This is a genomic window from Pseudoalteromonas sp. Angola-7 (assembly GCF_028599255.1).
Classification (GTDB): Bacteria; Pseudomonadota; Gammaproteobacteria; order Enterobacterales; family Alteromonadaceae; genus Pseudoalteromonas; species Pseudoalteromonas atlantica.
In genome coordinates this window covers 1-23178 of record NZ_JAQREL010000024.1, presented here as the reverse complement: position 1 = coordinate 23178, position 23178 = coordinate 1, and the positions used below count along the sequence as shown (strand labels likewise).

General features: G+C 41.1%; 18 protein-coding genes. 11 read left to right on the top strand and 7 right to left on the bottom strand.

The genetic code is table 11. The annotated features are described in order from the left end of the window. Positions 1-195: 195 nt before the first annotated feature. Both PSH50_RS20510 and PSH50_RS20505 read right to left on the bottom strand, forming a co-directional pair. Positions 196-690 carry an ankyrin repeat domain-containing protein gene (locus tag PSH50_RS20510; protein ID WP_004587092.1) on the bottom strand — a complete coding sequence of 165 codons (495 nt, stop codon included), beginning with the start codon at positions 688-690 and terminating at the stop codon, positions 196-198. Positions 691-757: 67 nt separating this feature from the next. Further along, entirely contained in the window at positions 758-2296 is a 1539-nt protein-coding gene (locus PSH50_RS20505; protein ID WP_273610034.1) for a catalase, read from the bottom strand. A gap of 373 nt (positions 2297-2669) precedes the next feature. Here PSH50_RS20505 and PSH50_RS20500 point away from each other — a divergent pair, with 373 nt between their 5' ends. The 8 genes from PSH50_RS20500 to PSH50_RS20465 all read left to right on the top strand — a co-directional run bounded on the left by PSH50_RS20500 (position 2670) and on the right by PSH50_RS20465 (position 11928). Further along, positions 2670-3341: an HAD family phosphatase gene (locus PSH50_RS20500; protein ID WP_273610033.1), complete on the top strand. Its 672-nt coding sequence runs from the start codon at positions 2670-2672 to the stop codon at positions 3339-3341. Positions 3342-3723: 382 nt separating this feature from the next. Then, complete coding sequence (locus tag PSH50_RS20495; RefSeq protein ID WP_256845747.1) at positions 3724-5445, top strand: cytosine permease; 1722 nt, start codon at positions 3724-3726, stop codon at positions 5443-5445. Between the two features lie 36 nt (positions 5446-5481). After that, positions 5482-7005, top strand: coding sequence for a mannitol dehydrogenase family protein (locus tag PSH50_RS20490; protein ID WP_273610032.1), 1524 nt, complete (start codon positions 5482-5484; stop codon positions 7003-7005). Positions 7006-7007: 2 nt separating this feature from the next. Further along, positions 7008-7925, top strand: a complete 918-nt coding sequence (locus PSH50_RS20485; RefSeq protein ID WP_024032786.1) for a carbohydrate kinase — start codon at positions 7008-7010, stop codon at positions 7923-7925. Between the two features lie 541 nt (positions 7926-8466). After that, positions 8467-9933: a carbon starvation protein A gene (locus PSH50_RS20480; protein ID WP_273610031.1), complete on the top strand. Its 1467-nt coding sequence runs from the start codon at positions 8467-8469 to the stop codon at positions 9931-9933. A gap of 91 nt (positions 9934-10024) precedes the next feature. Further along, positions 10025-10717 (top strand): cupin domain-containing protein, encoded by a 693-nt coding sequence (locus PSH50_RS20475; protein WP_273610030.1) that lies wholly within the window; start codon positions 10025-10027, stop codon positions 10715-10717. Positions 10718-10941: 224 nt separating this feature from the next. Next, positions 10942-11322: an STAS/SEC14 domain-containing protein gene (locus PSH50_RS20470; RefSeq protein WP_004589535.1), complete on the top strand. Its 381-nt coding sequence runs from the start codon at positions 10942-10944 to the stop codon at positions 11320-11322. A 153-nt stretch (positions 11323-11475) separates the two neighbouring features. After that, positions 11476-11928 (top strand): nuclear transport factor 2 family protein, encoded by a 453-nt coding sequence (locus PSH50_RS20465; RefSeq protein ID WP_273610029.1) that lies wholly within the window; start codon positions 11476-11478, stop codon positions 11926-11928. A gap of 42 nt (positions 11929-11970) precedes the next feature. On the opposite strand, the gene PSH50_RS20460 is transcribed toward PSH50_RS20465, so the two are convergent. From PSH50_RS20460 to PSH50_RS20450, 3 genes are all read right to left on the bottom strand, one after another. After that, positions 11971-12918, bottom strand: coding sequence for a carbohydrate kinase (locus PSH50_RS20460; RefSeq protein ID WP_273610028.1), 948 nt, complete (start codon positions 12916-12918; stop codon positions 11971-11973). A gap of 111 nt (positions 12919-13029) precedes the next feature. Then, on the bottom strand, positions 13030-15420 hold the full coding sequence (locus PSH50_RS20455; protein WP_273610027.1) for a TonB-dependent receptor: 2391 nt from the start codon (positions 15418-15420) through the stop codon (positions 13030-13032). A gap of 163 nt (positions 15421-15583) precedes the next feature. Further along, entirely contained in the window at positions 15584-16801 is a 1218-nt protein-coding gene (locus tag PSH50_RS20450) for a sugar MFS transporter (RefSeq protein ID WP_121638347.1), read from the bottom strand. A 173-nt stretch (positions 16802-16974) separates the two neighbouring features. On the opposite strand from PSH50_RS20450, the gene gtfA reads away from it, so the two are divergent. After that, positions 16975-18447, top strand: a complete 1473-nt coding sequence (gene gtfA / locus PSH50_RS20445; RefSeq protein ID WP_273610026.1) for a sucrose phosphorylase — start codon at positions 16975-16977, stop codon at positions 18445-18447. Between the two features lie 73 nt (positions 18448-18520). On the opposite strand, the gene PSH50_RS20440 is transcribed toward gtfA, so the two are convergent. After that, the gene (locus PSH50_RS20440; protein WP_121638349.1) at positions 18521-19552 is read right to left on the bottom strand and encodes a LacI family DNA-binding transcriptional regulator; all 1032 of its coding nucleotides are present in this window, start codon (positions 19550-19552) and stop codon (positions 18521-18523) included. Positions 19553-19631: 79 nt separating this feature from the next. Then, positions 19632-20528: an AraC family transcriptional regulator gene (locus tag PSH50_RS20435; protein WP_273610025.1), complete on the bottom strand. Its 897-nt coding sequence runs from the start codon at positions 20526-20528 to the stop codon at positions 19632-19634. A 163-nt stretch (positions 20529-20691) separates the two neighbouring features. Here PSH50_RS20435 and PSH50_RS20430 point away from each other — a divergent pair, with 163 nt between their 5' ends. Together PSH50_RS20430 and PSH50_RS20425 are read left to right on the top strand one after the other, a co-directional pair. After that, positions 20692-22212, top strand: coding sequence for an aldehyde dehydrogenase family protein (locus tag PSH50_RS20430; protein ID WP_273610024.1), 1521 nt, complete (start codon positions 20692-20694; stop codon positions 22210-22212). Positions 22213-22647: 435 nt separating this feature from the next. After that, positions 22648-22953 (top strand): hypothetical protein, encoded by a 306-nt coding sequence (locus tag PSH50_RS20425; RefSeq protein WP_273610023.1) that lies wholly within the window; start codon positions 22648-22650, stop codon positions 22951-22953. Positions 22954-23178 lie beyond the last annotated feature (225 nt).

Genomic DNA, 23178 nt, shown 5'->3' with positions numbered 1-23178 from the left:
TGCGTTGTTTTAGTAAGTGAAATAGATCAGCTATTTATTGGCGTTGGTATTAAACCACGCCCCAGATAAAATGGGGCGAGAGGAAGGTTTAAATAACTAAAGGGTACTACTTATTTTGCTAAAGCCGTGTTATTGGCTGCTAATGTAGCCTTATTGTCACTAACAATAACGGGCTAGGGGGTAATTAAAAGTTGGTTAATTAGATTTACTGTTGACCTGTGCTAATAAGTCGAGCACTTTTTGTTGGCCAAATTTTTGTGCAAATTGCTCGGCTGTTTGACCGGCTTTGTTTTGATGTGCGTTATCGCAATCAAGGCCTACAAGTGTTTTAGCTATGCTAAATTCGCCTCTAAATATGGCGGCCATTAGGGCTGTGTTACCGCGGTTGTCTTCAAGGCAGGCATTAGCGCCTAATTGCAATAAGGTGTTTACCGTATTTTTATTGCCGTGGTAGGTGGCAATCATTAGCGCGGTGTAACCTTTGTTGTTGTAACTGTTAATAGGAATGCCAGCATCTACAAATTGCGTTATTACGGCGGTGTCGTCGGTGCGTGCGGCTGCAAAGTAATAAGCAAGTAAGCTGTCGTATTGCGACTGGGCGGTGCTTTGTTCCGTTACAGGGCTTTGTGGCTCATTGGCAAAGCCTGAAAAGCTCATCACTAAAGTAAATATAATAAGTAATTTACGCATACTGTTTACCTTTTTAAAAAAGAGGAAAGCTAGGCTTTCCTCAATAACTTACAGGTTGGGTAAAATATTAAAGCTTAGCGGCTAGTTGCTTAACTTGTTTCATGTCGCCGTTTACAGCGTTAGTTAAGCGTGTACCGTATTCGCTATCTGCTTTGTAGAAGTGGCTAAGCATTTTGTGCATAACTTTGCTGTCTTTCACTTTGCCTAAATCGCCGGCTAAGTTGTTAACTAAGTTAGTGCGCTCTTGCTTGCTAAAGCTGCGGTAAAGTACACCCGCTTGAGCAAAGTTTTGCTGCTTTTTAATTGCTGCTTGTTGTACGTAGCCTTTAAGCTCTGTGTTACTTCTGCGTGCAATTGGGTTTTCTGCAACGTTTTCGTGACTTGGTTGGTAGTTCACGTTACTTGTTGTATTACCGTAGTTCATTGCGCCGTCTTGGTTGTAGTTAATCACTTCAACTTTTGCACGGTTAATTGGCAATTGTTGGTGGTTAGCACCTAAGCGGTACATTTGCGTATCGGCGTAAGAGAAAACACGCCCTTGTAATAGTCTGTCTTCAGATGGCTCAATACCCGGAATTACATTTGCCGGTGCCATTGCAACTTGTTCTGTAGATTGGAAGAAGTTAGTTGGCATACGGTTTAAGGTCATTGTTCCTACTTTAGTTTCTTTAACGTCTAACCACATTTTTGTTGCATCTAATGGGTTGTAGTCAAAGTCATCTAACTGCGACGGATCAAGGGTTTTAATGTATAGATCCCACTTAGGGAAGTTGCCTTTACCAATCTCGCTGTATAGGTCGCGTGTTAAGTGTTGGAAGTCTTTACCTTGCACTTCGTTTACTTCTTTAGCATCAAGGTTGTCTATACCTTGTTGGCTTACCCAATGAAACTTAACGTATTTAACATCGCCTGACTTATTAATCATTTTGTAAGCATGTACGCCCCAGCCGTCCATTTTACGTAGGCTTGCTGGTGTACCGTAGTCGCTGTATACCCACGTTAACATGTGAGTAGAACCTGGCTCGTATGAGAAAAAGTCAAAAAAGCGGTTAGGGTCTTGAATGTTATCTACCGGTGATGGCTTTAACGAGTGAACCATGTCTGGAAATTTAATCGCATCGCGAATAAAGAATACCGGTAAGTTGTTACCTACTAAATCCCAGTTACCTTGGTCAGTGTAAAACTTAGTAGCAAAACCACGTGGGTCACGTAGTGTTTCTGGGCTACCTTTTGAGTGAATTACTGATGAGAAACGTACAAATACGTCAGTTTCTTTGCCCGCTTCTGCAAACGGTGCAGCAATTGTTAAGTCATCTAATTCTTTAGACGCAACAAATACACCGTGTGCACCTGTACCACGCGCATGCACTACACGCTCAGGAATACGCTCACGTGCAAAACGTTGTAGCTTTTGAATTAGGTGTACGTCTTCAAGTAATACACTTCCGCGCTCACCTGCGGTAATAGAGTTTTGGTTGTCGCCAACAGCTGCGCCGTTGTCTTTAGTAAGGGTAGTTGCGGCACTGGCAGGTAATGCCATTGCTAAAGCTAATGCGCTTAGCGTTAACGTAGATTTATTATTAATCGTGTTTTTTTGAGTATTCATTGTCGACCTCATCTGTATAAAAGTGCCGGCAGTGTTGCTGGCTGTTTAACTGTTAACGAGTGTATTAACAAAAGTAAGTTCGGTAAAATTGATTGTTTAGATTGGAGTAATCACAAATTTAGATTGCTGTTTGCGTGCTGCCTTCTATTTTCTAAATTGCAGTTTTGCAATGTTCGACCTTAGTCGTAATTGCAATTTTGAAATCAATGAAAATACAGACAATTTCATATTTAATGAATAAATATTCACCACTGTGGTGCGTTTTTCACTAACAAGATGTTGACTTATTATAACAATAAAGAGAATATGCTCACTTGCTGGGCTTATGCTCAAGTTGAGGTTGCACCAAACTAGGTGCATAAAAAGGGGCAATATGAATACTAAAATAGAATTAGTTATTTTTGATTGTGATGGCGTTGTTATAGATAGCGAAATATTAAGCGCGCAAGTGTTAATAAACATGCTTGCAGAGATTGGCGTTAATATTGACCGAGCCTATGTACAACAATATTTTTTGGGCTGTAATTTTAAAACAGTTACCCAAAACTTATTCGATACCTTTAACGTGACCTTAGCTGAGAGCTTTGAAGCCGATTACCGAGAAGCACTATTAAACGAGTTCGAAACTGCATTAATGCCAACTAACGGCATTAAACACGTGCTAGAGCAATTATCTGTACCTTGCTGTATTGCAACAAGCAGTAGCCCTAAACGCACCGCTAAAGCGCTTAATGTGGTTAATTTATCGCAGCACTTTAATAAGGTATTTACCTCAAGTGAGGTAAAAAATGGTAAGCCCGCACCCGATTTATTTTTACATGCCGCTGAGCAAATGGGCGTAAAGCCACAAAATTGTTTAGTGATTGAAGATTCAAAAGCCGGCGTGTGCGCCGCACTTGCCGCCAATATGCAGGTTTTGCATTACAGCGGGGGTGGGCATATGCAAGATGCAGTGAACTTTGTTCACCAAGCTTACCCACAGGTAGCGCATTTAACGCATTGGGATGACTTTTATAAGCAGTACCCAACATTACAAACACAGTAATAGAATATCAACGTTGAGCTTTATGACACTGACAAAGCTTAACGTAAAAATGCATTAATTATTAATTAGTTATAGTAGTAGCATTATAAAAAGGCACGGTGATTTACTCACTATTAATTTAAATAAAAAACACTTATTTAAATTAATAGTTAACCTGAACTTTGGTTAAGAGATTTACTAACATATTAAATCAAAAGTGATATCTATGTTTATTTTCTCTAGCCAGAGATTTACAGTGAAAACAAGGCGAAATTACGCGTCAATAGCTAGCCTATTGCAAGTAAATTTAACGTAGTTAGCGCTGGAAATAGCTGCTTGAGATAGATTTATTATCCAGAGTTCAGGTTAGTTAGGGCTGTGCTTAAAACAATAGGAAAATACCATGGCATCAAGTCCACACACACAAACATTTAACGATGTTAACGAAGAGCAATTGCCCGTTGCTAATCATAAGCTTCATGGTTGGAAGCACTTTGCCGGTTTATACGCTGGTGAACACGTTGCTGCAACCGAGTTTGTTATTGGTGCAACCTTTGTTGCATTAGGCGCATCGACCATCGACATTTTATTAGGTTTATTAATTGGTAACCTATTAGCTATGTGTTCGTGGTGGTTAATTACCTCTCCAATTGCGGTAGAAACACGCTTAAGTTTATACAACTACCTAAATAAAATTGCGGGTAACTCAATGACCAAGCTCTATAACTGGGCAAACGTGGTCATATTTAGTGTGATATCCGCCGCCATGATCACGGTATCGGCAACCGCAGTACGGTTTTTGTTTGATATACCCGCGCAACTCGATTGGTACCCTAACAGCTTAGCATTTGTGGCCATTGTATTATCGGTTGGCTCTATTGTTGTATTTGTGGCTATGTATGGTTTTTCAACCGTTGCTGATTTTTCTAAAATTTGTGCGCCATGGTTATTTGTTATTTTTATAGCAGGCTCGTTTGCCTTGTTCCCTGAGCTTTCTAATCATGTATTAGGAGTAACCACGCTAACAGGGTTTGATGACTTTATGGCGATAGGGGATTCTTCTATTTGGACCGGTACCACCGCTGATGGCGAAAAAGGTATTGGCTTATTAGAGGTTATTGGTTTTGCATGGGCTGCAAACTCTATTACCCACTTTGGCTTAATTGATATGGCAATTTTTAGATTTGCTAAACGCAAAAGCTATGGTTTGTTTTCAGGCGTAGGTATGTTTTTTGGCCATTACTTAGCATGGATCTCGGCTGGTATTATGGGCGCAGGTGTTGCGGTATTACTTAAAACAACTATTTCATCACTTGACCCAGGTGACGTTGCTTACCACGCATTAGGCTGGACAGGCTTTGTTATTGTAATTATTGCGGGCTGGACTACAGCTAACGCCAACCTTTACCGTGCAGGCCTTGCAGCACAATCTATTTTTGTTGACCAATCGCGCGAGCGCACTACCGCAATTGTCGGTGTTGTAACCGTTATAATTGCGTGTTTCCCGTTTGTATTTTCGCAAATGTTACCTCTTTTAACTTACGCAGGCTTATTAGTAGTACCTGTAGGCGGCATTGTATTTGCCGAGCATGTTTTATTTCCTAAAATTGGTTTAACCCGCTACTGGGCTAAATACAAAAACATTACACGTAGCGTACCAGCCATTGCCTCTTGGGCATTAGCACTTGTGTTTGGCTTTGGTTTAAATGCGATTGATGTAATGTCGTTTTACTACTTATTTATTCCTACTTGGATTTTCACCATTGTTATTTACACGCTACTGGCTAAAAAATACGGCGCAGGTGAAGACTACAGCAAAGAAATTGCAGCAGAAGAGCAAGAGCTGCAAGACATTAAAGAGTACCAAGCAGGGCTTGCAGAAAACGTTCAAGCTCCAGTTGTTGATAACTCAATGCTAACCAAAGTGTTAAATGGCGTGTCGACTGTTTCGTTACTTATTATTTTTGGCTTTGCCAGCCAAGTAATGTTTTTTAGTGACAGCATGAGCATTTACGCAGGAAATAAATCTCAGTTTGAAATTGCATGTTTTATTTGCACCATTATTTATTTTGCAACCGCTTACTGGTCGCTATTGCGCCATAAAGCACTCAATACTGCATCTTAATTTAAATTTTTAATATTGTTTTAGTAAGGCCGCACCATGACGCAACACCAGCACACTGACGCTCTTGTTAAAGGGCTAAACCAACAAAGCTTGGCAGATATGCCAAGCCATGTAGATACACCAAACTATGACCGTAGTAAGCTAAAAGCAGGTATAGTTCATATTGGTGTGGGCGGCTTTCACCGTGCTCACCAAGCGGTGTACATTAACGAGCTATTAAAAACGCCAGGTGCTGAACAGTGGGGTATTTGTGGTGTTGGCTTATTAGAGGGTAACCGTGGTCTGCGCGATATTTTAAAGCAGCAAGACTACCTTTACACGCTAACGGTAAGACACCCGAATGGGCAAATAGATAACAAAGTTATTGGCTCTATGATTGACTTTTTGTTTGCTCCAGAGGACAAGCAAGCGGTTATTAATAAGCTTGCGCACAGCGATACGCATATTGTGTCGTTAACCATTACCGAAGGCGGCTATAACTTTAACCCAGTTACGGGTGAGTTTGACTACTCAAACCCAGACATTATTAACGACATTAATAACCCGAACGACCCAATTACGGCGTTTGGCTACATTACTGCTGCGTTAAAGCTACGTAAAGAACAAGGCCTTGATGCGTTTACAGTACAGTCGTGCGATAACATTCAGCACAACGGTAATGTAACGCGTAAAATGCTACTTGCCTTTGCGGCCGAGCAAGATAAAGAACTAAGCGAGTGGATTGCTAATAACGTAACCTTCCCAAATGCAATGGTTGACCGTATTACGCCAGTATCTAAAAAGAGCGATATTGACTACGTTGTTGATGCCTACGGTGTTAGCGATGAATGGCCAATTACCTGTGAGTCGTTTACACAATGGGTAATTGAAGACTCATTTTGTTGCGGACGCCCAGATTGGGATAGCGTTGGCGCACAATTTGTAAGTGACGTAACACCTTTTGAGACCATGAAGATACGCTTATTAAATGCAGGCCATTCGGTACTGGGTTTATTAGGCTCAGTACATGGCTACGGCACAATTGACGAAACAGTATCAGATCCTTTATTTGCAAAGTACTTACGTGCGTTTATGGATAGAGAAGTAACGCCTAACCTAGAGAAATTAGAAGGCATTGACCTTGAAATCTACAAAGACACGCTAATTGAGCGCTTTGCTAATCCAAACATTAAAGACAGCTTATCGCGCATTTGTTCAGAAAGCGCAGCAAAGCTACCTAAGTTTTTAATTGCCACTATTAACGAAAATCTAGCCCATGGCCGTGATGTATCACTTGCGACCCTGGTTATTGCTGCATGGTGTTTTTACAGCGATAAAGGCGAAGATGAGCAAGGCAATAAGCTTGAAATAATCGATGCAATGCAAAGCGAGTTACATGAAGCCGCGGCTAAAACGGCGACTGATGACCTTGCATTTTTATCGCTAACTAGCTTATTTGGCGATTTAAACACGCAAAGTGCCTTTACGTCTCACTACAAAAACAATGTAGAAGCGCTATACGCACCGGCTAGCAAAATTAAAGCAATTATGAATAACGTGCTTGAGCCTAAAGGTAACTAATAATGAGCATTTTAATTGATTCTAAACAAGGTAAAGACGTAAGCGTAAGTTGCTTTGGCGAAGTACTATGGGATTGTTTTGCAAACGATAAACGCTTAGGCGGCGCGCCGCTTAACATGTGTGTGCGTATTAACTCACTGGGCATTAAAGCCGACATGATAAGCGCTGTAGGTAACGATGAACTGGGTACTGAGCTACTAGGCGAAATTAAAAGCAAAGGCGTAAGCTGCGAATACATTGGCGTTAATAACGACAAAAAAACCAGCACAGTACAAGTTACCCTAGATAAAAGCGGCTCAGCCAGCTACGAAATAGTTGCCGACACTGCATGGGATAACATTGAGCTTACAGACTCACTTATTGAAAAAGTAAAAGCCAGTGATGTATTTGTATTTGGCAGCCTAATTGGCCGAAGCGAAGCTTCACTTGCTACATTAAACCAATTAGTTGATGTAGCTAACTTTAAAGTGTTTGACGTAAATTTACGTGCGCCACACTACACGTTAGACACATTAGTAGATTTAATGAATAAAGCCGACTTCATCAAATTAAACGATGAAGAGCTTTATGAAATTGCCAAAGCAATGGGCTGTAAGTTCCATTCACTTGAGCAAAACTTAGCGTTTATTGCACAGCAAACTAACACCGAATACTTATGTGTAACTAAAGGCAGCCACGGTGCACTACTAACCATAAAAGGCGAAAATTACTATAACTCAGGTTATTTAATTAGCGTTGTGGATACAGTAGGCGCGGGTGATTCGTTTTTAGGGTCGTTAATTTATCAGCTTTGTAGTAGCGATTGTGCACAACATGCTGTTGATTTTGCGTGTGCAGTAGGTGCTATGGTGGCCGAAAGTGCCGGTGCTACACCTACACTGACTCATGAACAAATTAACGAGTTTATGAGCCCAGCGTAACGTAAAAAATCACAGTTACACCCAATCATTGTGTGTGTAAGCGGCTTTACTTTTATAGTAAAGCCGCTTTTTTTTGTTTTAATTTTTATTAATAAAGCCGTTTAGATTAAGTGTTGAGCAAGGTGCATAAAAAGTGGCTTAAATAGGGTCTGTTGACCTTTGCAGTTTGAAATTTGTTCAAACTAGGGGCGGTTTAATCGCGGCGCGAGGTTTGTAACCTAGTGGGCTAAGTCAAAACCGAGCAACAAAGAGTAAATCGCCCCTAGGCAGAACCCGAAGGGCAGCGCCTGTTTGGCATTAATGCTGCGTTATCGCCTACTTATGGGGAATAACCACACCACATAGGCTCTGCCTTGCCTAAATACCAAACAGGCTGCTGCAAATTTAACCTTGAAAGGTCTACAGACCCTTGTGTATTAGCTATTCGTCTTATAGCGGGGGGATTAATACTTTGTTAATGTTCGTCGATTATTCATGGATTGAAAGGCGGGGCGGCAATTAGGCGCTCTATACTCCAAATACAAAAAGAGAAACGTGCTTTATGATCATCTTTTTTATCTGCATAACAATCTTAATACTGGGATATAAGTTTTATAGCCCGTTTGTTGAAAAACAAGCAGGTATGGATACAACAGTTGATACACCACAAAAACGCTTTAGCGAAGGTGTTGACTATGTAGCCATTCACCCTGTGCGTGCATTTTTAATTCAGTTTTTAAATATTGCGGGCGTAGGCCCTATATTTGGCCCAATTTTAGGTGCGCTTTATGGACCGGTAGCACTTGTGTGGATTGTGCTTGGTAACGTATTAGGCGGTGCAGTACACGACTTCTTCTCGGGTGTGATGAGCATTAAAGAAGATGGCAAAAGCTTACCTGAAATAGCAGGGCACTATTACAACGTTGTGTTTAAAGGCTTTATGCTGATATTTACAGCCATGCTACTGTTTTTTGTGGGTGTTGTATTTATTATGAGCCCAGCAGGCTTATTAAGTAATTTAGATGTATTTGAAGGCACTTTTTTTGCTAATAATACTTTTTGGGTTTTGGCTATTTTAGCGTACTACTTTTTAGCAACGCTGCTACCTATTGATAAAATTATTACTAAGTTTTACCCGCTATTTGGTTTATTAATGATTGTAATGACTACATTAATAGCCGGTGCGTTATTACTAGATGCGCCACACTTACCAGTTGCAGGCGACTTTTTAGCCTACTTTGAAGCCGACCACGCGCATGACTTTTTAGAGCCAAACCCTGATGGCCTGCCAACCTGGCCGTTACTGTTTATTACCATTACCTGTGGTGCTATTAGTGGCTTTCACTCTACCCAAGCGCCTATTATTGCCCGCTGTTTAACAAACGAAAAATACGTACGCCCAGTATATTACGGCGCAATGATGTGTGAAGGCATTGTAGGTTGTGTATGGGCACTTGCGGGTATTGCTGCATTCCCAGAAGGCTACGCTGGCTTAAAAGCATTGCTTGATCAAGGTGGCCCAGGTTTAGTGGTTAACCATGTAGCAAATAGTTACTTAGGCGTAATGGGCGGTATTATGGCCATTATTGCTGTTGCGGTGTTCCCTATTACCTCTGGCGATACGGCGTTCCGTTCACTGCGTTTAACCGTGGTTGATGCGTTTAATATTCCGCAAAGCTTACGTAATCGCTTATTACTGGCAGTGCCAATTTTAACGATAGCCTTTTTTATGACTAAATTAGATTTCTCGGTTATTTGGCGCTACTTTGCATTTTCAAACATGCTGCTTTCAACCAGTGTGCTATGGCTTGCAACCAAGTACTTATTTGATAGACGTGCATTCCACTGGATCACCAGCATACCTGCCGTTATCGCTACTGGCGTAACACTTTCGTACATTATGACTGCTGCTATTGGCTTTAATTTATCGGCCGACTTAGGTAAACCAATTGGTGCCGCTGTGGTTGTTATTGGCTTAGTAGGTTTAGTGTTTGTACACTCTAAGCATAGAAAGCTAGATGTAGCGTAAAGCGTTAAAAATTAAATAAGCGAGCTTATTAAGCTCGCTTTTTTTATGCATAAAATTTACCCTCACACTATGCAATATTAAAGGTAATAAAATGAAAATAGCCGCCGATTTTACCCAGAGAGTCGTTGTTCATAGTGAGCAACTTAATTGGAACCCTTCGCCAATGACGGGCGTTGATAGGCGCCCACTTGATAGAGTAGGCGCAGAAGTAGCCCGTGCTACAAGCATTGTACGTTATGCACCAGGGAGCGAGTTTTCGCCTCATGTGCATACAGGCGGCGAAGAGTTTTTTGTACTAGAAGGGGTATTTCAAGATGAGCATGGCGATTTTCCACAAGGCTCTTATATTCGTAACCCACCGCAATCAAAGCACAAACCAGGCTCCGATGAAGGCTGCATAATATTTGTAAAGCTTTGGCAATTTCAGCCACAAGATAGAACCCACGTACGCTTACAAACACAGCATATGGGCAGCGAGCAACACGACACATTTAAAGGCCTTGCCATAACCCCACTTTATAAAGATGACTTTGAAGATGTGAGCTTATTGCATTTTGAGGCAGACGCTAACATGCAAATTAGCGCAAGCGGGGGTGCTGAGCTACTCGTGCTTGAAGGCGATATAAGTGAGCAAACAGACGTATTAGTAAAACACAGTTGGTTAAGGCTGCCTATTAACAGTGAGCTTAATATAACCGCAGGTAAGCAAGGTGCAAAAGTGTGGCTTAAATTAGGGCACTTAACAGATGTAGATAAGCAAATAGAGCGCGTACAAAACGCTTAGCAAATAGCATTATTTAGCAGTATTGTTTGATTTAGTTCAGTACTAATTAACTTAATACGGTGTAGTTTTATGGTTTAACTCAGTAAGTGATGGGTATTTTGGGGTTTTTATTTTTTAAAGGGAATAATTTCACTTTATAGGCTTTAATTAACTCCAACTTTCGTTATTAAACCCACTCACACAGGCTGTAAATAACATAAGCGCACCCGATTAAGGAGAGCAGCATGGTACACACAACACATGGTTTATCTATTGGTATTGAACGCGCAGGCCGAGAATTCTTTTTAAAATTAAAAGCAGTGGGTACACTCACCCACGACGACTATAAAGTCATTACCCCCATGATCGACTCTGCCCTTGGCGAGGTTAAACACCCTATAGCAAACGTGCTTATTGATGCCAGCGAGTTAGAAGGTTGGGAGCTTCGCGCCGCGTGGGATGATTTAAAGCTTGGCGTAAGACACTCAAAAGAATTTAATAAAATTGCTATTTATGGCAATCAAGAATGGCAAGCCCGCATGGCTAAAATAGGCAATTGGTTTATTTCAGGCGAGGTGCAATACTACGAAAACGCCACCGCCGCCATCGATTGGCTAGATGAATAGCTTGATTGAAAAGTATAAGTTAAAGCACTCTTATAGAGTGCTTTTTTATATAGGAGCGTTAATAAGTTTTTGAATTTGCTTTATTTAAATTGTTAATATTGCTTAATTAAAATACACTCCTTAGTACTAATAAAACTATACATTATAACAACAATGAAACACGTACTTGCCCTTTTTGTATTACTCATATTTTCTACATCAATACATGCAAAAGACAACACGATATTTTCGCCCGTGAGCGATTTATTTTTAGCTGTTTCTAACTTTGATCACGCAAAAATGCGCGCGGCTGTTGACGATTCATTCTTGCTTTTAGAGCACGGTGAAGTGTGGACTATTGATGACTTTGTAAACGTTGTTAAACCCGCTGATTACATAAGAACGAATTATTTTAGTGTTATAAATTCGCGTGTAGAAGGAAATGTTGCGTTTATTAATTACTGGAATAAAGCCAACTTTAAAAACGCCGATAAAAGTGCTGATATTTATTGGTTAGAAAGCGTGGTTGTATCAAAAGTGGGCGACAAATGGCTATTATCGCAAATGCACTCAACCCGTTTACCACAAGGTGAAACACCTAAAGGCGTTACTTTTATTAAGCAATAATTATAAATTAGGTTAAGCCCCGCCATTTGGGGCTTTAACTGTTTATATTACATCAGCCAGCACAGGTAATGCCGGAAAAGCGCCTTTAGCTAAACACGCTTTAGAGCCACATTGAAGGGCAAAGTGGAGGGCGTTTTGTATGCTGGTTTCATCATTTAACTTATCTGCTAGTGATAAATTACTCCCTAAGTTATTTAAATAGTATAAAACCCCCGCTATAAAGGCATCGCCCGCGCTTGTTGTATCTACTGCGTTTATTTTTGGTGCAGATTCGTTAAGTATAAATGCGCTGTGGTAAACCGTAGCAGGCTCAGGCCCGTCGGTTAAAAAGACCAGTTTTACTCCGGTATTTAATAGCATTTGAATGTAATTTTCGCCCGTTGTTTCGCTATGCTTTGCTAAAAAATTAAGTTCATCACGCGAAAGCTTAACTATGTCGCAATAAGCGAAGCAGGCTTGTACATTGCTGGCTATATCATGGGTGTTTTCCCACAAGCTGTAGCGTAAATTTACGTCAAAACTAACGAGCTTATTATGAGTTTTAGCAAGTTCTAGCGCTTTAAGGGTTGTATTGGCAATTGCTGGGTCGGTTAGGGTGTTTGAGCAAAAGTGCAAAGTACTTATGCTTTGCCAATTTATTTGCGCTAAATGCGCTTGGGTTAAAAGTACATCGGCTGTGTTATGGCGATAAAAGCCAAAACTACGCTCGCCTGTTTCATCAAGGCTTACTATTACCATGGCGGTTTGTGAGCCAGCAATGGTAAATAAATAGTCTGTATTTACATTGTATTGCGCCAGTGCATTACTTAATTGATTGGCAAAATGATCGTCACCTTTACCACCACAAAATGCAGCCTCACCGCCAAGTTTTGCATAGCCAACAGCAACATTAGCAGGTGCACCACCAGGGATGGGTAAGTACGCTGAGTTATGAGCATCTTGTGGCAGCATATCAATTAAAAGCTCGCCTAAGCACAGGAGTTTGGTCATTTGGAATATCCTAAAAAACCCAGCAAAGCTGGGCTAAAACATGAAGGGTGTTATTTATTCATACTTTAAAAGGCGCTACAGCGATGACTCACTGCAGCGCAATACACACATTTAGTTAAAAGCGTATTTTAAAGTAACCGACGTAGTGCGGCCGTTAATAGTACGGGCACGAATAATGTCGTTTTCTGGTACTGAGCCTTCTTCGGCTTCTGTAATACCTACTGTATCGAATAGGTTGTTTACATTAAGTGCAAGGTTTAAGTTTTCTGATAAGTCGTAGCTTACAAACGCATTTACTTGCGTGTAGCCGTCAAACTTAAGGTCGTTGTTATCTTGTGCGTAAGCATCGGTTGTACCAATAAAGCTTACACCTGCCGCGCCTTTATCGTAGCTGTAACGCGCCATTAATGAGTAAATTAAATCCGCTTGGCGACGTGGTGTGTTACCTACAACTTCAGGGGTTAGCGCATCTTTTGCAATTTCAGCATCGGTCCAAGTAAAGTTACCTCTAAAGTCCCATGCATCCATAAAGTAAGTTGATTCAACCTCAAGCCCTTTTGCTTCGTATTCACGGTCGAAAAAGGTTTGCGATGTTGCTTCAAAGTTTTGCTCTTCTGTTTCTGCGTAAAAGGCTGTTGCAAATACCGAGAACGAATCAAAGCGTTTTTTCACACCAATCTCAAATTGGTTTACTTCATCTACTGCATCTTCATCAGCTACGCTTCCGTCGCTGCGTACTTTACCAAATAATAAACGGTCTGCATTTGCGCGCCCGCCTTTACTAATACGTGCAAACGTAGCTAGGCTTGGGTCAATTTGATAGTTAGCACCTACAGAATAAGACGAGTAGCTCCAGTCGTAATTTACTGGGCTTGCATTAGCTATATCAATACCTGCTACGTTTTGCTCAGGAATAGAAATAGTACCGTCGCGGTTCATATCTACTGTTGAGGTTACGGCACCTGCGTAGTTACCGCGTGCTTCACCGCTGTCGTAGCGGGCACTTGCATCAATGCTTACATCACCAAGTTTTGTTGAAAACGCAACATACGGTGCGCGAGTGTCGTACTCGGTGTCGTAATCGCGCTGACAACAGTTACCCCAATAAGGCGTGCCGTATGCGTATAAACCGTTTTCTGAATACTCAGTGCCATCGGCTGCGGTTATATTTAAAAGTGCCGCATTGTCGCCTTTAAGCTCCATTAAGTACGAGTTCCATAACCACGACATAGCAATGTTTTGTGTAGAGGCAAAGTAACCAAAGGTTAGGCTAGTGTCATCGCTAAACGATTTAGTTAGTTTAAAATCATTAACAATAGAGCCAAAGTCATTAAGCGTTACATCAAAAGTGTGAATACGCATGGCAAGTTCATCATTAAATGCTTCGCCTGTGTTTGCGTTACTCAGTGTTGCGCCTACACCGCCAATACTTTGTGCAATTGACGATGCGCTGCCAACCTCAGCAGGAATAAGCGAGTTAAAGTTGCCGCTAATTGACGATTTACGAAAACGGTTTTCGATACGCCAATCGTTATCTAAATCAAATACAGCTTCAAAACCTACCGCATCCACTTTAGGGTTCATGCCGTCGCGTAAATCGCCACTGCTAATTTGGTTTTCACCATTTAGGCGCACTGTTTTGGTAAATAATGCTGAATGCGGTGTATCTGATTGCGCATCAAAGCCAGCAATAGAGTCACCATTTGAGTACATTGGCATAGGAAGGTAGCCAACACTCTTATCGTCTAAGTGTTTGTAATAAAGGCGAACGTAGCCGTTTTCAAAATCTTTAGTAAGGTTTGCTTTAATTTGGCCACCTTTATTTGATGTGTAGCCTGTTTCGCGCGGGCCTTCGCCTTGGCGTACAAAGCCACCTACATGAAAACGCACGCTGTCGGTTAAATAGGTGCCGTATTCAAAGTCGGTGCGTACACTGTCGTAATCTAGGCCAACAGTAGTAGATACGCTACCCGATTCGTTTTCGCCATTTTTAGAAATAAAGTTAATTATGCCGCCAGGTGCATTACTGGCTGATGTCGAGGCTGAGCCACCACGAATTGATTCGATTGTTTGCACTGTGTTATCAAGGCGCATAAAAATATCGGCGTTACCAAAGGCAACATCACCAAACTGCATTACAGGCAGACCATCTTCTTGCAGTTGTAAAAACTTAGCGCCACCCGATGCTACAGGTAAGCCACGCACTGCAATATTTGCATTACCTTCACCGCCTGTTGATTCAGCGCGAACACCCGGAATAATTCTAAATGCTTCAGCCGTTGAGCGTGGTGTTGATACCTCAACTTGCTCAAGCGATAAACTGCTTACTGATGAGCTCGATGCCATAATAGTTGTGCGGCGAGGTACACCGGTAACAACAATTGTTTCAAGCCCTTGCTTAGCTTGCACTTTGGTTTCTTGCTCGTCTTGTGCATGAACGCCTTGACTTACTGCAAGTGCTAAGGCACTGATTAAATATAAAGGTGTGTGGTGTGTTGTCATGTTAACGCCTCATTGTGTTGTGTGAGTTTGTTATTTTTACTTAATCGATTAAGTAAAAATAACAAAGTTTTTACAATATGCAAATTATTTTTGTGTGTAATTTGCACTTTTTTTGTTTTTATATTGATTTTAAAGGTATTTTTATTCTGGCTTGAGCAGCCATTTATGCATTTTTAGTTAATGCTTTTGCCGCAGGGTCGCGGTAAAAGTTATAAAGCATGGCTAAAAATAAGATCACAGCAAAGCCGGTAGCTAAGTAAAAACCGTAGCGTACGTGGCCAAAGTAATCACTTATCATGCCCATAAATAAAGGCGCAAGTGCGGCCGAAAGCGCGGTAAAAAATAATATAACACCCGCTACTGCACCATGTTGTGCAACAGGAAAGCACGATATACCTTTAGAGTTTAAAGTAGGGTAAACCATCGACATAAATAAACCCGAAAGCGGAAGCAAGCCTACCGCCCAATCAACACCGCCTACCAAAGTGCCTACATAACACAGCGCGATGCCTAAGCTTAAATAAGCCATGACCCCTTGCCAGCTAAAGTGATTTAAAAGCCATACAGCAATAAAGCGCCCAGCAGCACGTAATACAAAAAATATAGTAAGTGCGTAGGTTGCAAGTAAAGGCCACGAGCCTGTGTAATCTTTTAAAAGTGTTGGCATCCACACGTAAATAGCAACCTCGGTAGCCACATATAATGCAATAGCCAACGAAAAACCAAGTGCATACGGGTTTTTAATCATTTTCATGGTGGTGGCAAGTGAAGCGGGCTTTTCTGTGCTTTTAACAACACTTGGGTAGTCGGCGCGCCATGCCATTAACGCTAAAATTAAACACATAACGCCGGCAATAATGTACAGGTAAGTCCAGCTCACGTTTTGAGTAAGCAGTACGCCTACCAGCGCAGGGCCAACGATGGCACCAATACCAAAAAAGCCTTCTACTTTGTTCATGGTTTTAGTGTGCTCTGCGTTACTTGCAGATATATCGCCAAGTAGCGCTAGTGCGCCGGTTTTAAATAAACCAATGGCAAGCCCTATACAGCACAGCAAAATTAAAAACACCGAAAAGCTATTGCTAAAGGCAAACAAAAAGCAGCTGAGCGAAAAAATAAGTAAGCCCAGCATTATGGTTTGTTTACGGCCTAGGCTGTCGGCTAAGAAGCCTAAAAACAAGCCACTAAAGGCAATGAGTGCCATAGGTGCATAATGAAAAGCACTGGCTTGGGTCATACTTAAACCAAACTCTGTGATTAGTTCAGGGATGATCATACCTACTGCATCTGAGGTCATCGCAAACATAAAAAACATCATGTAAGTGAGTATTCGTATGCGCTGCATTGGGTCGCTTTGCGAGTGTGTGTGTAAATTCGTCATGTGATTTTTCCTCGTTGTGGCTCAAGTTATAGTAATAACTCAATCACTTACTCTAGTTAGTATTACCTTTGCCACAACTTTTGTATGTAAAATATTTAAAAATTACTTGTAAAATTGTACGTGCTAGTTAAAGATATATCTTAATCGATTAAGTTTCAACTTGGTAATCACACATGATGAAGAATAAAGTTCAATTGATCACATATGCTGATCGAATCACAGGTCAAGATATAAACGCACTTACAACATTGTTAAAAGGTCCTCTGAAGGGCGTATTTGGTGGTGTGCACCTTTTACCTTTTTATAATCCTATTGATGGAAGCGATGCGGGCTTTGACCCGATTGATCACAGCGAAGTAGATTCTCGCATTGGTACATGGGCTGATATTCAAGGACTGGGTGAAAACCATGATCTAATGGCTGATTTAATCGTTAACCATGTATCGGCGCAGTCTTATCAGTTTCAAGATGTGCTAGCTAAAGGCAAGCAATCAGAATTTTGGGATTTGTTTTTAACAAAAGAAGACGTTTTTCCAAATGGTATGAGCGAAGCTGAGCAACAAGCAATTTATCGCCCGCGCCCCGGTAGCTGTTTTACGCCAATGCAGTGTGGCGATGGTCAAACGTATGACTTTTGGACCACGTTTACCGATAACCAAATTGATATAAACGTAAAAGTTGAAGTGGGTATTGCGTATTTAAATAACGTATTAACTAAGTTTTCTGAAAATAACGTAAATATTATTCGTTTAGATGCAGCGGGTTACGCAATTAAACAAGCCGGTACTAACTGTTTTATGCTAGACGAAACCTTTGGCTACCTAGATAACTTGTCAAAGCAAGCAAACGAGCTTGGCATGGAAACCATTGCTGAAATTCATAGCCACTACCAAACACAAGTAGAAGTAGCAAAGCGTGTAAACATGGTTTACGACTTTGCATTACCGCCGCTTATTTTACATAGCTTATTTAATAACGATGTAGATGCATTACTTAAATGGTTACAAATTTCACCACGCAACTGTTTAACGGTACTTGATACACACGACGGCATAGGCATTATTGATGCTGGCCCAATGGGCGACAAGCCAGGGCTATTAAATGCACAGCAAATAGATACCCTTGTAGAAACCATGCATGCCAACAGTAACAACCAAAGCCGCCAAGCTACAGGTGCTGCTGCCAGTAACGTTGATTTATACCAAGTAAATTGCACGTATTACAATGCATTAGGCGCTAACGATTTAGATTATTTGATTTCGCGTGCCATACAGTTTTTTGCCCCCGGTGTGCCGCAAGTGTACTACGGTGGTTTATTTGCCTGCGAAAACGATATGGATTTACTTGCGCGTACCAATGTGGGCCGTGATATTAACCGTCCGTATTTAAATAGTGAAACAATTGAGCACGCACTCAATAAACCTGTAGTAAAAGGTTTAATAGAGCTCATTAAATTACGTAATGAACACCCCGCTTTTGCAGGAGAGTTTAGTGCTCACGGTACACAGGGAATATGTTGTTTAACGTGGCAACTTGAAGATAAGTCTATTGCATTAAGTGTTAATTTTAAAACGCGAGATGCACTTATTACCCAAGTAAATGGTGATGAAGAAACAACGATAAGTTTAAACGCATTGTTAGCCTAACAGGCTATTAAAACATAAAAGCCAAGCTCTTGAGCTTGGCTTTTGTTTACCCAGTCCTTTTTAACATAACCTATTAACCACTTGCGCCAATATCTAGCTCGTAACTTACATCACATATTTTTTCTTCTTTAGATATAAATAGTTCGGCGGCCATTACGCCTTTTTCTTGGCTGTTTTGATGAATAGTGGTTAGGCGCGGCACAAAACGAGCGGCTTCGTCTATTCCATCAAAGCCGACAATACGCAGTTCTTCACCTATTTTTATGCCTTGTTTTATCGCTTCTCGCATGGTGGCAAGGGCAATTAAATCACTCATACAAATTATAACGTTAGGGCGAGGGGAGGCACTCAACACCTCTTTAGCGGCAATGTTAGCAAAACGCTCGCTGCTCTCAGGTATATTCCAAATGCGGTCATCAGCTACGGTTATATTTGCCTCACTTAAAGCACGTTGATAACCCCGTAAACGTTGGTGCGAAATAGATTGCCCTGTTTCAAATTCGTGATGCTCATATACGCGGCACAATACGTTTTCATCAAGTAATCTTAAGCCTAAAATAGCGACTTTGTCGCTTTGATTTTTTAAAACATGCTTGGCTATTTCGTAACTTGCTTGCTCGTTATTAATATTTACTGAGGCATTGCGGGCTATATCAAAATCAATAGTTACCACATGTTTAGAGACCGTTTTTAACTGCTCTACTAATGCGTGATTTCGAGGGCGGCCATAACAAATAAAGCCATCAACAAAGTCGACCACGCTGTTAAGGTTATCGCTATTTCCTGAAAACAATAAAACATTAATGCCGTTTTTTTCAAGCACCGAGGTTACACCACGCATAAAGCTGCTGGCCACAGGGTCCGACACCATATATTCCACACTATCGGGCAGCACTAACGCCACAATGTTAAATGTACCACTGCGAAGCGATTGCGCGGCTTTATTGGGCCCGTAATAGCCCAAGGTTTTGCACGCTGCAAGAATATCGTCTCGGCGTTTAGCCGATAGCTGATCAGGGCGGTTAAACGCATTAGAGACTGTTGCGTTAGATACACCTAACTCTTTAGCAATACTTTTTAGGGTCCAGCGGGTTTGCTTACTCATACCAATTCTTTACTCAATACTCATGTTAATAAACTAACATATTCAGGGCGTTAGCAAAGTAAAAAATAAGGTTTTACCCTTAATGCCGGCACTCTTTAGGCGCAATACCAAAGGTTTGTTTAAATACACGACTAAAGTGGCTCGCGCTATTAAACCCAACATCAAAGCAGACTTGGCTAATTGCATGGCCTTGCAGTAATTGATTGCGCGCTTTTTTTAGTCTTAATTGTTGCTGCCAAAGGGCTGGGGTAGTGCCAAATGCCAGTTTAAACTGCTGATAAAACTTACTGCGGCTCATGCAGGCTATTTTGCACAAGGTATTTATGTCGAGCGTTTCGTTTAAGTGCTCTTCAATATAAAGCAGTGCATCGCTTATTTTTGTTTTAAGGCGTGGTTTATCGTTATTAGCGAGTAATAAGTCGCGACTTTGTTGTTGTAACAACCGGGTGATCAATTCGTTTAACGACAAGTCAATTAAGTAATGTCGCTGTGCGCCTGGTTCGCTAAATAAATGTACCATGCGCTCTAATAATTGCTGTATTTGGCTATTATGTTGGCTGTGTACCAATTGTGGAACATACTCGAATAAGTCGCCATCGTGTGCAAAGCTTTGCTGCATGTTAAGCGCATTTGCCACAGCGTTTATTTTATCTTTGCTTATTTCAATTGCTAAACAAGTGGTTGGGGCGTGCATTGATGCCTGTGGAAAATCAATTAATACACCTTGCTCTGGCGCTAATACAAACGACTCGTGGGGTAAAAATGCTTTATGGTATTGGCTACTTTCTACGTGCATTACTTTTTTACCGCTGAGCATGGCACAAAACAGTAACTCCTTTGAATGCAGTGCCACCTTTTGTGCGCGTTGGTACGTGTCGTAAATGCTCAACTCGCTGTTATCTGCTGCAAATGTCACTTTATTTTCTATTAAAACATCAAGTTGTTGGCGTTTTTTGTTTAACTGAGGTGTGTGCATATCAATCCTTTAGTTTTTTATTAGTGTGGACTCACAGACAACTTTTGTGGACAGCTAATCAAGTTTTTAGGTTCTCGTTAGGCTAATGTCAAACTAAATATAAAGCATTTTGTTTTATATAAATGTTCGACCTTTAGCTAACAACAATAAAGAGAGCACACACATGATATATGCAAATCCAGGCAGCGATGGCGCACTAGTAAACTTTAAAAACCAATACGGTAATTATATTGGCGGGGAGTGGGTAAAGCCTGTAAACGGCCAATACTTTGATAATATAAGCCCAGTAAATGGTAAGGTATTTTGCCAAATACCTCGATCCGACAAAGACGATATAAACCTAGCACTCGACAAAGCGCATGCAGTGCGAGAGCTGTGGGGCACAACCTCGGTGACCGAGCGCAGTAATATTTTATTAAAAATTGCCGATCGCATTGAACAAAATCTAGAGCTACTTGCAGTGGCCGAAACATGGGATAACGGTAAAGCCATTCGCGAAACCCTCGCCGCTGATATTCCACTTGCTGCGGACCACTTTCGTTACTTTGCCGGTTGCTTGCGTGCTCAAGATGGCAGTATTGGTGAAATAGACGAAACCACGGTGGCGTATCATTTTCATGAACCATTAGGTGTTGTAGGGCAAATCATTCCATGGAACTTTCCGATTTTAATGGCTGCATGGAAGCTAGCGCCTGCACTTGCAGCTGGTAACTGTGTGGTACTTAAACCTGCAGAGCAAACACCCGCATCAATTTTAGTGTTAATGGAAATTATTGGTGATTTACTGCCTGCAGGCGTGCTCAATATTGTAAATGGGTTTGGTAAAGAAGCAGGTGAAGCACTGGCAACCAATACGCGTATAGCTAAAATTGCCTTTACAGGCTCAACCCCTGTGGGGTCACATATTTTAAAATGTGCAGCTGAAAATATTATTCCTTCCACAGTAGAGCTTGGGGGGAAATCACCTAATATCTTCTTTAGCGATGTTATGGAAAAAGACGACTCATACCTAGATAAAGCAATTGAGGGCGCTATTCTTGCCTACTTTAACCAAGGTGAAGTATGTACTTGTCCATCTCGCTTGTTCATTCAAGAAGATATTTATGAGCAATTTATAGAGCGCATTTTAAAACGTACCAAGCAAATTAAACGTGGTAACCCGCTAGACAGCGAAACCATGGTAGGCGCGCAAGCTTCTAAAGCACAGTTTGATAAAATTTTAAGTTACATAGATATTGGCAAACAAGAAGGTGCTGAAGTACTCAATGGCGGTCATGTTGAGCAACTTAGCGATGAGCTAAATGGTGGCTATTACATTCAACCTACTTTATTAAAAGGCACTAACGATATGCGCGTGTTCCAAGAAGAAATTTTTGGCCCCGTTATTTCTATGTCGACCTTTAAAGACGAAACCGAAGCGCTCGAATTGGCTAACAGCTCAGAATTTGGTTTAGGCGCAGGTGTATGGAGCCGTAATATGAACCGCGCTTATCACTTTGGTCGCAAAATAGAAGCCGGTCGCGTATGGACCAACTGTTACCATATGTACCCAGCACACGCTGCGTTTGGCGGTTATAAAAAGTCTGGTATAGGCCGCGAAACGCACAAACTTGCGCTCGATCATTATCAACAAACTAAAAACTTATTAGTAAGCTACAGCGAAGATCCGCTTGGCTTCTTTTAATAACGCGTTTTAGTTTAAACAAACAACCTATAAGTAATGAAAGCGCTGCATTGTTGTAGCGCTTTTTTATTCACAGTGCTCACAACGCTACTTTAAGCGTGTTGTAATATATAAGTACAATACCAGCCGCATTCAAAACGTTAAAACCTAAGCGCGTTAAATAGCCCATTACCTGCGTCAAAAAACGATTTTACAATATTAATTTTTTATAAAAGTTGCTCTAAAAATGTGCAGTGATTTATGCATTGTCGGATATTACTGATCTCCCCCATTTTGGTGTGTTACAACATTAACGGAGATTTCTTTGTAGTTAACTAATTGTTTACAGGTAGTTATTTGCTGGCTAAGATAAATGCATTGTAATATAGGGACATTTGTCGGTTTATAAAACGACAAATGTCGTAGACAAAGTTGTTAGCTGTCAAAAGGAATCCCATGTGGAATAGTATTGAAAACGGTTCAACTATTGGTGAATATGGCTCAGAGGGCGGTGAAATTATTCGAGACATTGAACATATTCAAGGTGCAAGGCTAACCCTAGAGAAAAATACAACAATAGCTCCCTTTGCTATAACTAGCGGTGTATATGGTTGCTTTTTTCATACAACTTTTCTAGGTAATATTGAGGAAGCCAACGAAATCCTAGAAAAAATGAAAACAGACATTTCGAATTACTTGGCAGCACAAATGGAAAATGAAGAACAGTACAAATGGATAGAGAACTTCGTAGCAAACTACTGACAGCTAACAAACCAGTCAAGCTCGCTCACTCTGTTCGCTGGGACACATACTCACCGGCGCTTCCGCGATTATCGCCGGTAAGTATGTGCCCCTTACTGGGGCGTTGGTATGACTCCCACTGTCAAGTTAAACGCACTGATCCCTGCCTAACTTTTTAAGCCATAATTACTTTAGCTCGAATTAGAGCGAGTTAATACATAGGATGAAGCAAGTAATGTCGTCGGT

Excerpts from the sequence above, each read along its gene's own strand:
- PSH50_RS20510 (WP_004587092.1), bottom strand. The coding sequence starts at position 690 with ATGCGTAAATTACTTATTATATTTACTTTAGTGATGAGCTTTTCAGGC.
- PSH50_RS20505 (WP_273610034.1), bottom strand. The coding sequence starts at position 2,296 with ATGAATACTCAAAAAAACACGATTAATAATAAATCTACGTTAACGCTA.
- PSH50_RS20500 (WP_273610033.1), top strand. The coding sequence starts at position 2,670 with ATGAATACTAAAATAGAATTAGTTATTTTTGATTGTGATGGCGTTGTT.
- PSH50_RS20495 (WP_256845747.1), top strand. The coding sequence starts at position 3,724 with ATGGCATCAAGTCCACACACACAAACATTTAACGATGTTAACGAAGAG.
- PSH50_RS20490 (WP_273610032.1), top strand. The coding sequence starts at position 5,482 with ATGACGCAACACCAGCACACTGACGCTCTTGTTAAAGGGCTAAACCAA.
- PSH50_RS20485 (WP_024032786.1), top strand. The coding sequence starts at position 7,008 with ATGAGCATTTTAATTGATTCTAAACAAGGTAAAGACGTAAGCGTAAGT.
- PSH50_RS20480 (WP_273610031.1), top strand. The coding sequence starts at position 8,467 with ATGATCATCTTTTTTATCTGCATAACAATCTTAATACTGGGATATAAG.
- PSH50_RS20475 (WP_273610030.1), top strand. The coding sequence starts at position 10,025 with ATGAAAATAGCCGCCGATTTTACCCAGAGAGTCGTTGTTCATAGTGAG.
- PSH50_RS20470 (WP_004589535.1), top strand. The coding sequence starts at position 10,942 with ATGGTACACACAACACATGGTTTATCTATTGGTATTGAACGCGCAGGC.
- PSH50_RS20465 (WP_273610029.1), top strand. The coding sequence starts at position 11,476 with ATGAAACACGTACTTGCCCTTTTTGTATTACTCATATTTTCTACATCA.
- PSH50_RS20460 (WP_273610028.1), bottom strand. The coding sequence starts at position 12,918 with ATGACCAAACTCCTGTGCTTAGGCGAGCTTTTAATTGATATGCTGCCA.
- PSH50_RS20455 (WP_273610027.1), bottom strand. The coding sequence starts at position 15,420 with ATGACAACACACCACACACCTTTATATTTAATCAGTGCCTTAGCACTT.
- PSH50_RS20450 (WP_121638347.1), bottom strand. The coding sequence starts at position 16,801 with ATGACGAATTTACACACACACTCGCAAAGCGACCCAATGCAGCGCATA.
- gtfA (WP_273610026.1), top strand. The coding sequence starts at position 16,975 with ATGATGAAGAATAAAGTTCAATTGATCACATATGCTGATCGAATCACA.
- PSH50_RS20440 (WP_121638349.1), bottom strand. The coding sequence starts at position 19,552 with ATGAGTAAGCAAACCCGCTGGACCCTAAAAAGTATTGCTAAAGAGTTA.
- PSH50_RS20435 (WP_273610025.1), bottom strand. The coding sequence starts at position 20,528 with ATGCACACACCTCAGTTAAACAAAAAACGCCAACAACTTGATGTTTTA.
- PSH50_RS20430 (WP_273610024.1), top strand. The coding sequence starts at position 20,692 with ATGATATATGCAAATCCAGGCAGCGATGGCGCACTAGTAAACTTTAAA.
- PSH50_RS20425 (WP_273610023.1), top strand. The coding sequence starts at position 22,648 with ATGTGGAATAGTATTGAAAACGGTTCAACTATTGGTGAATATGGCTCA.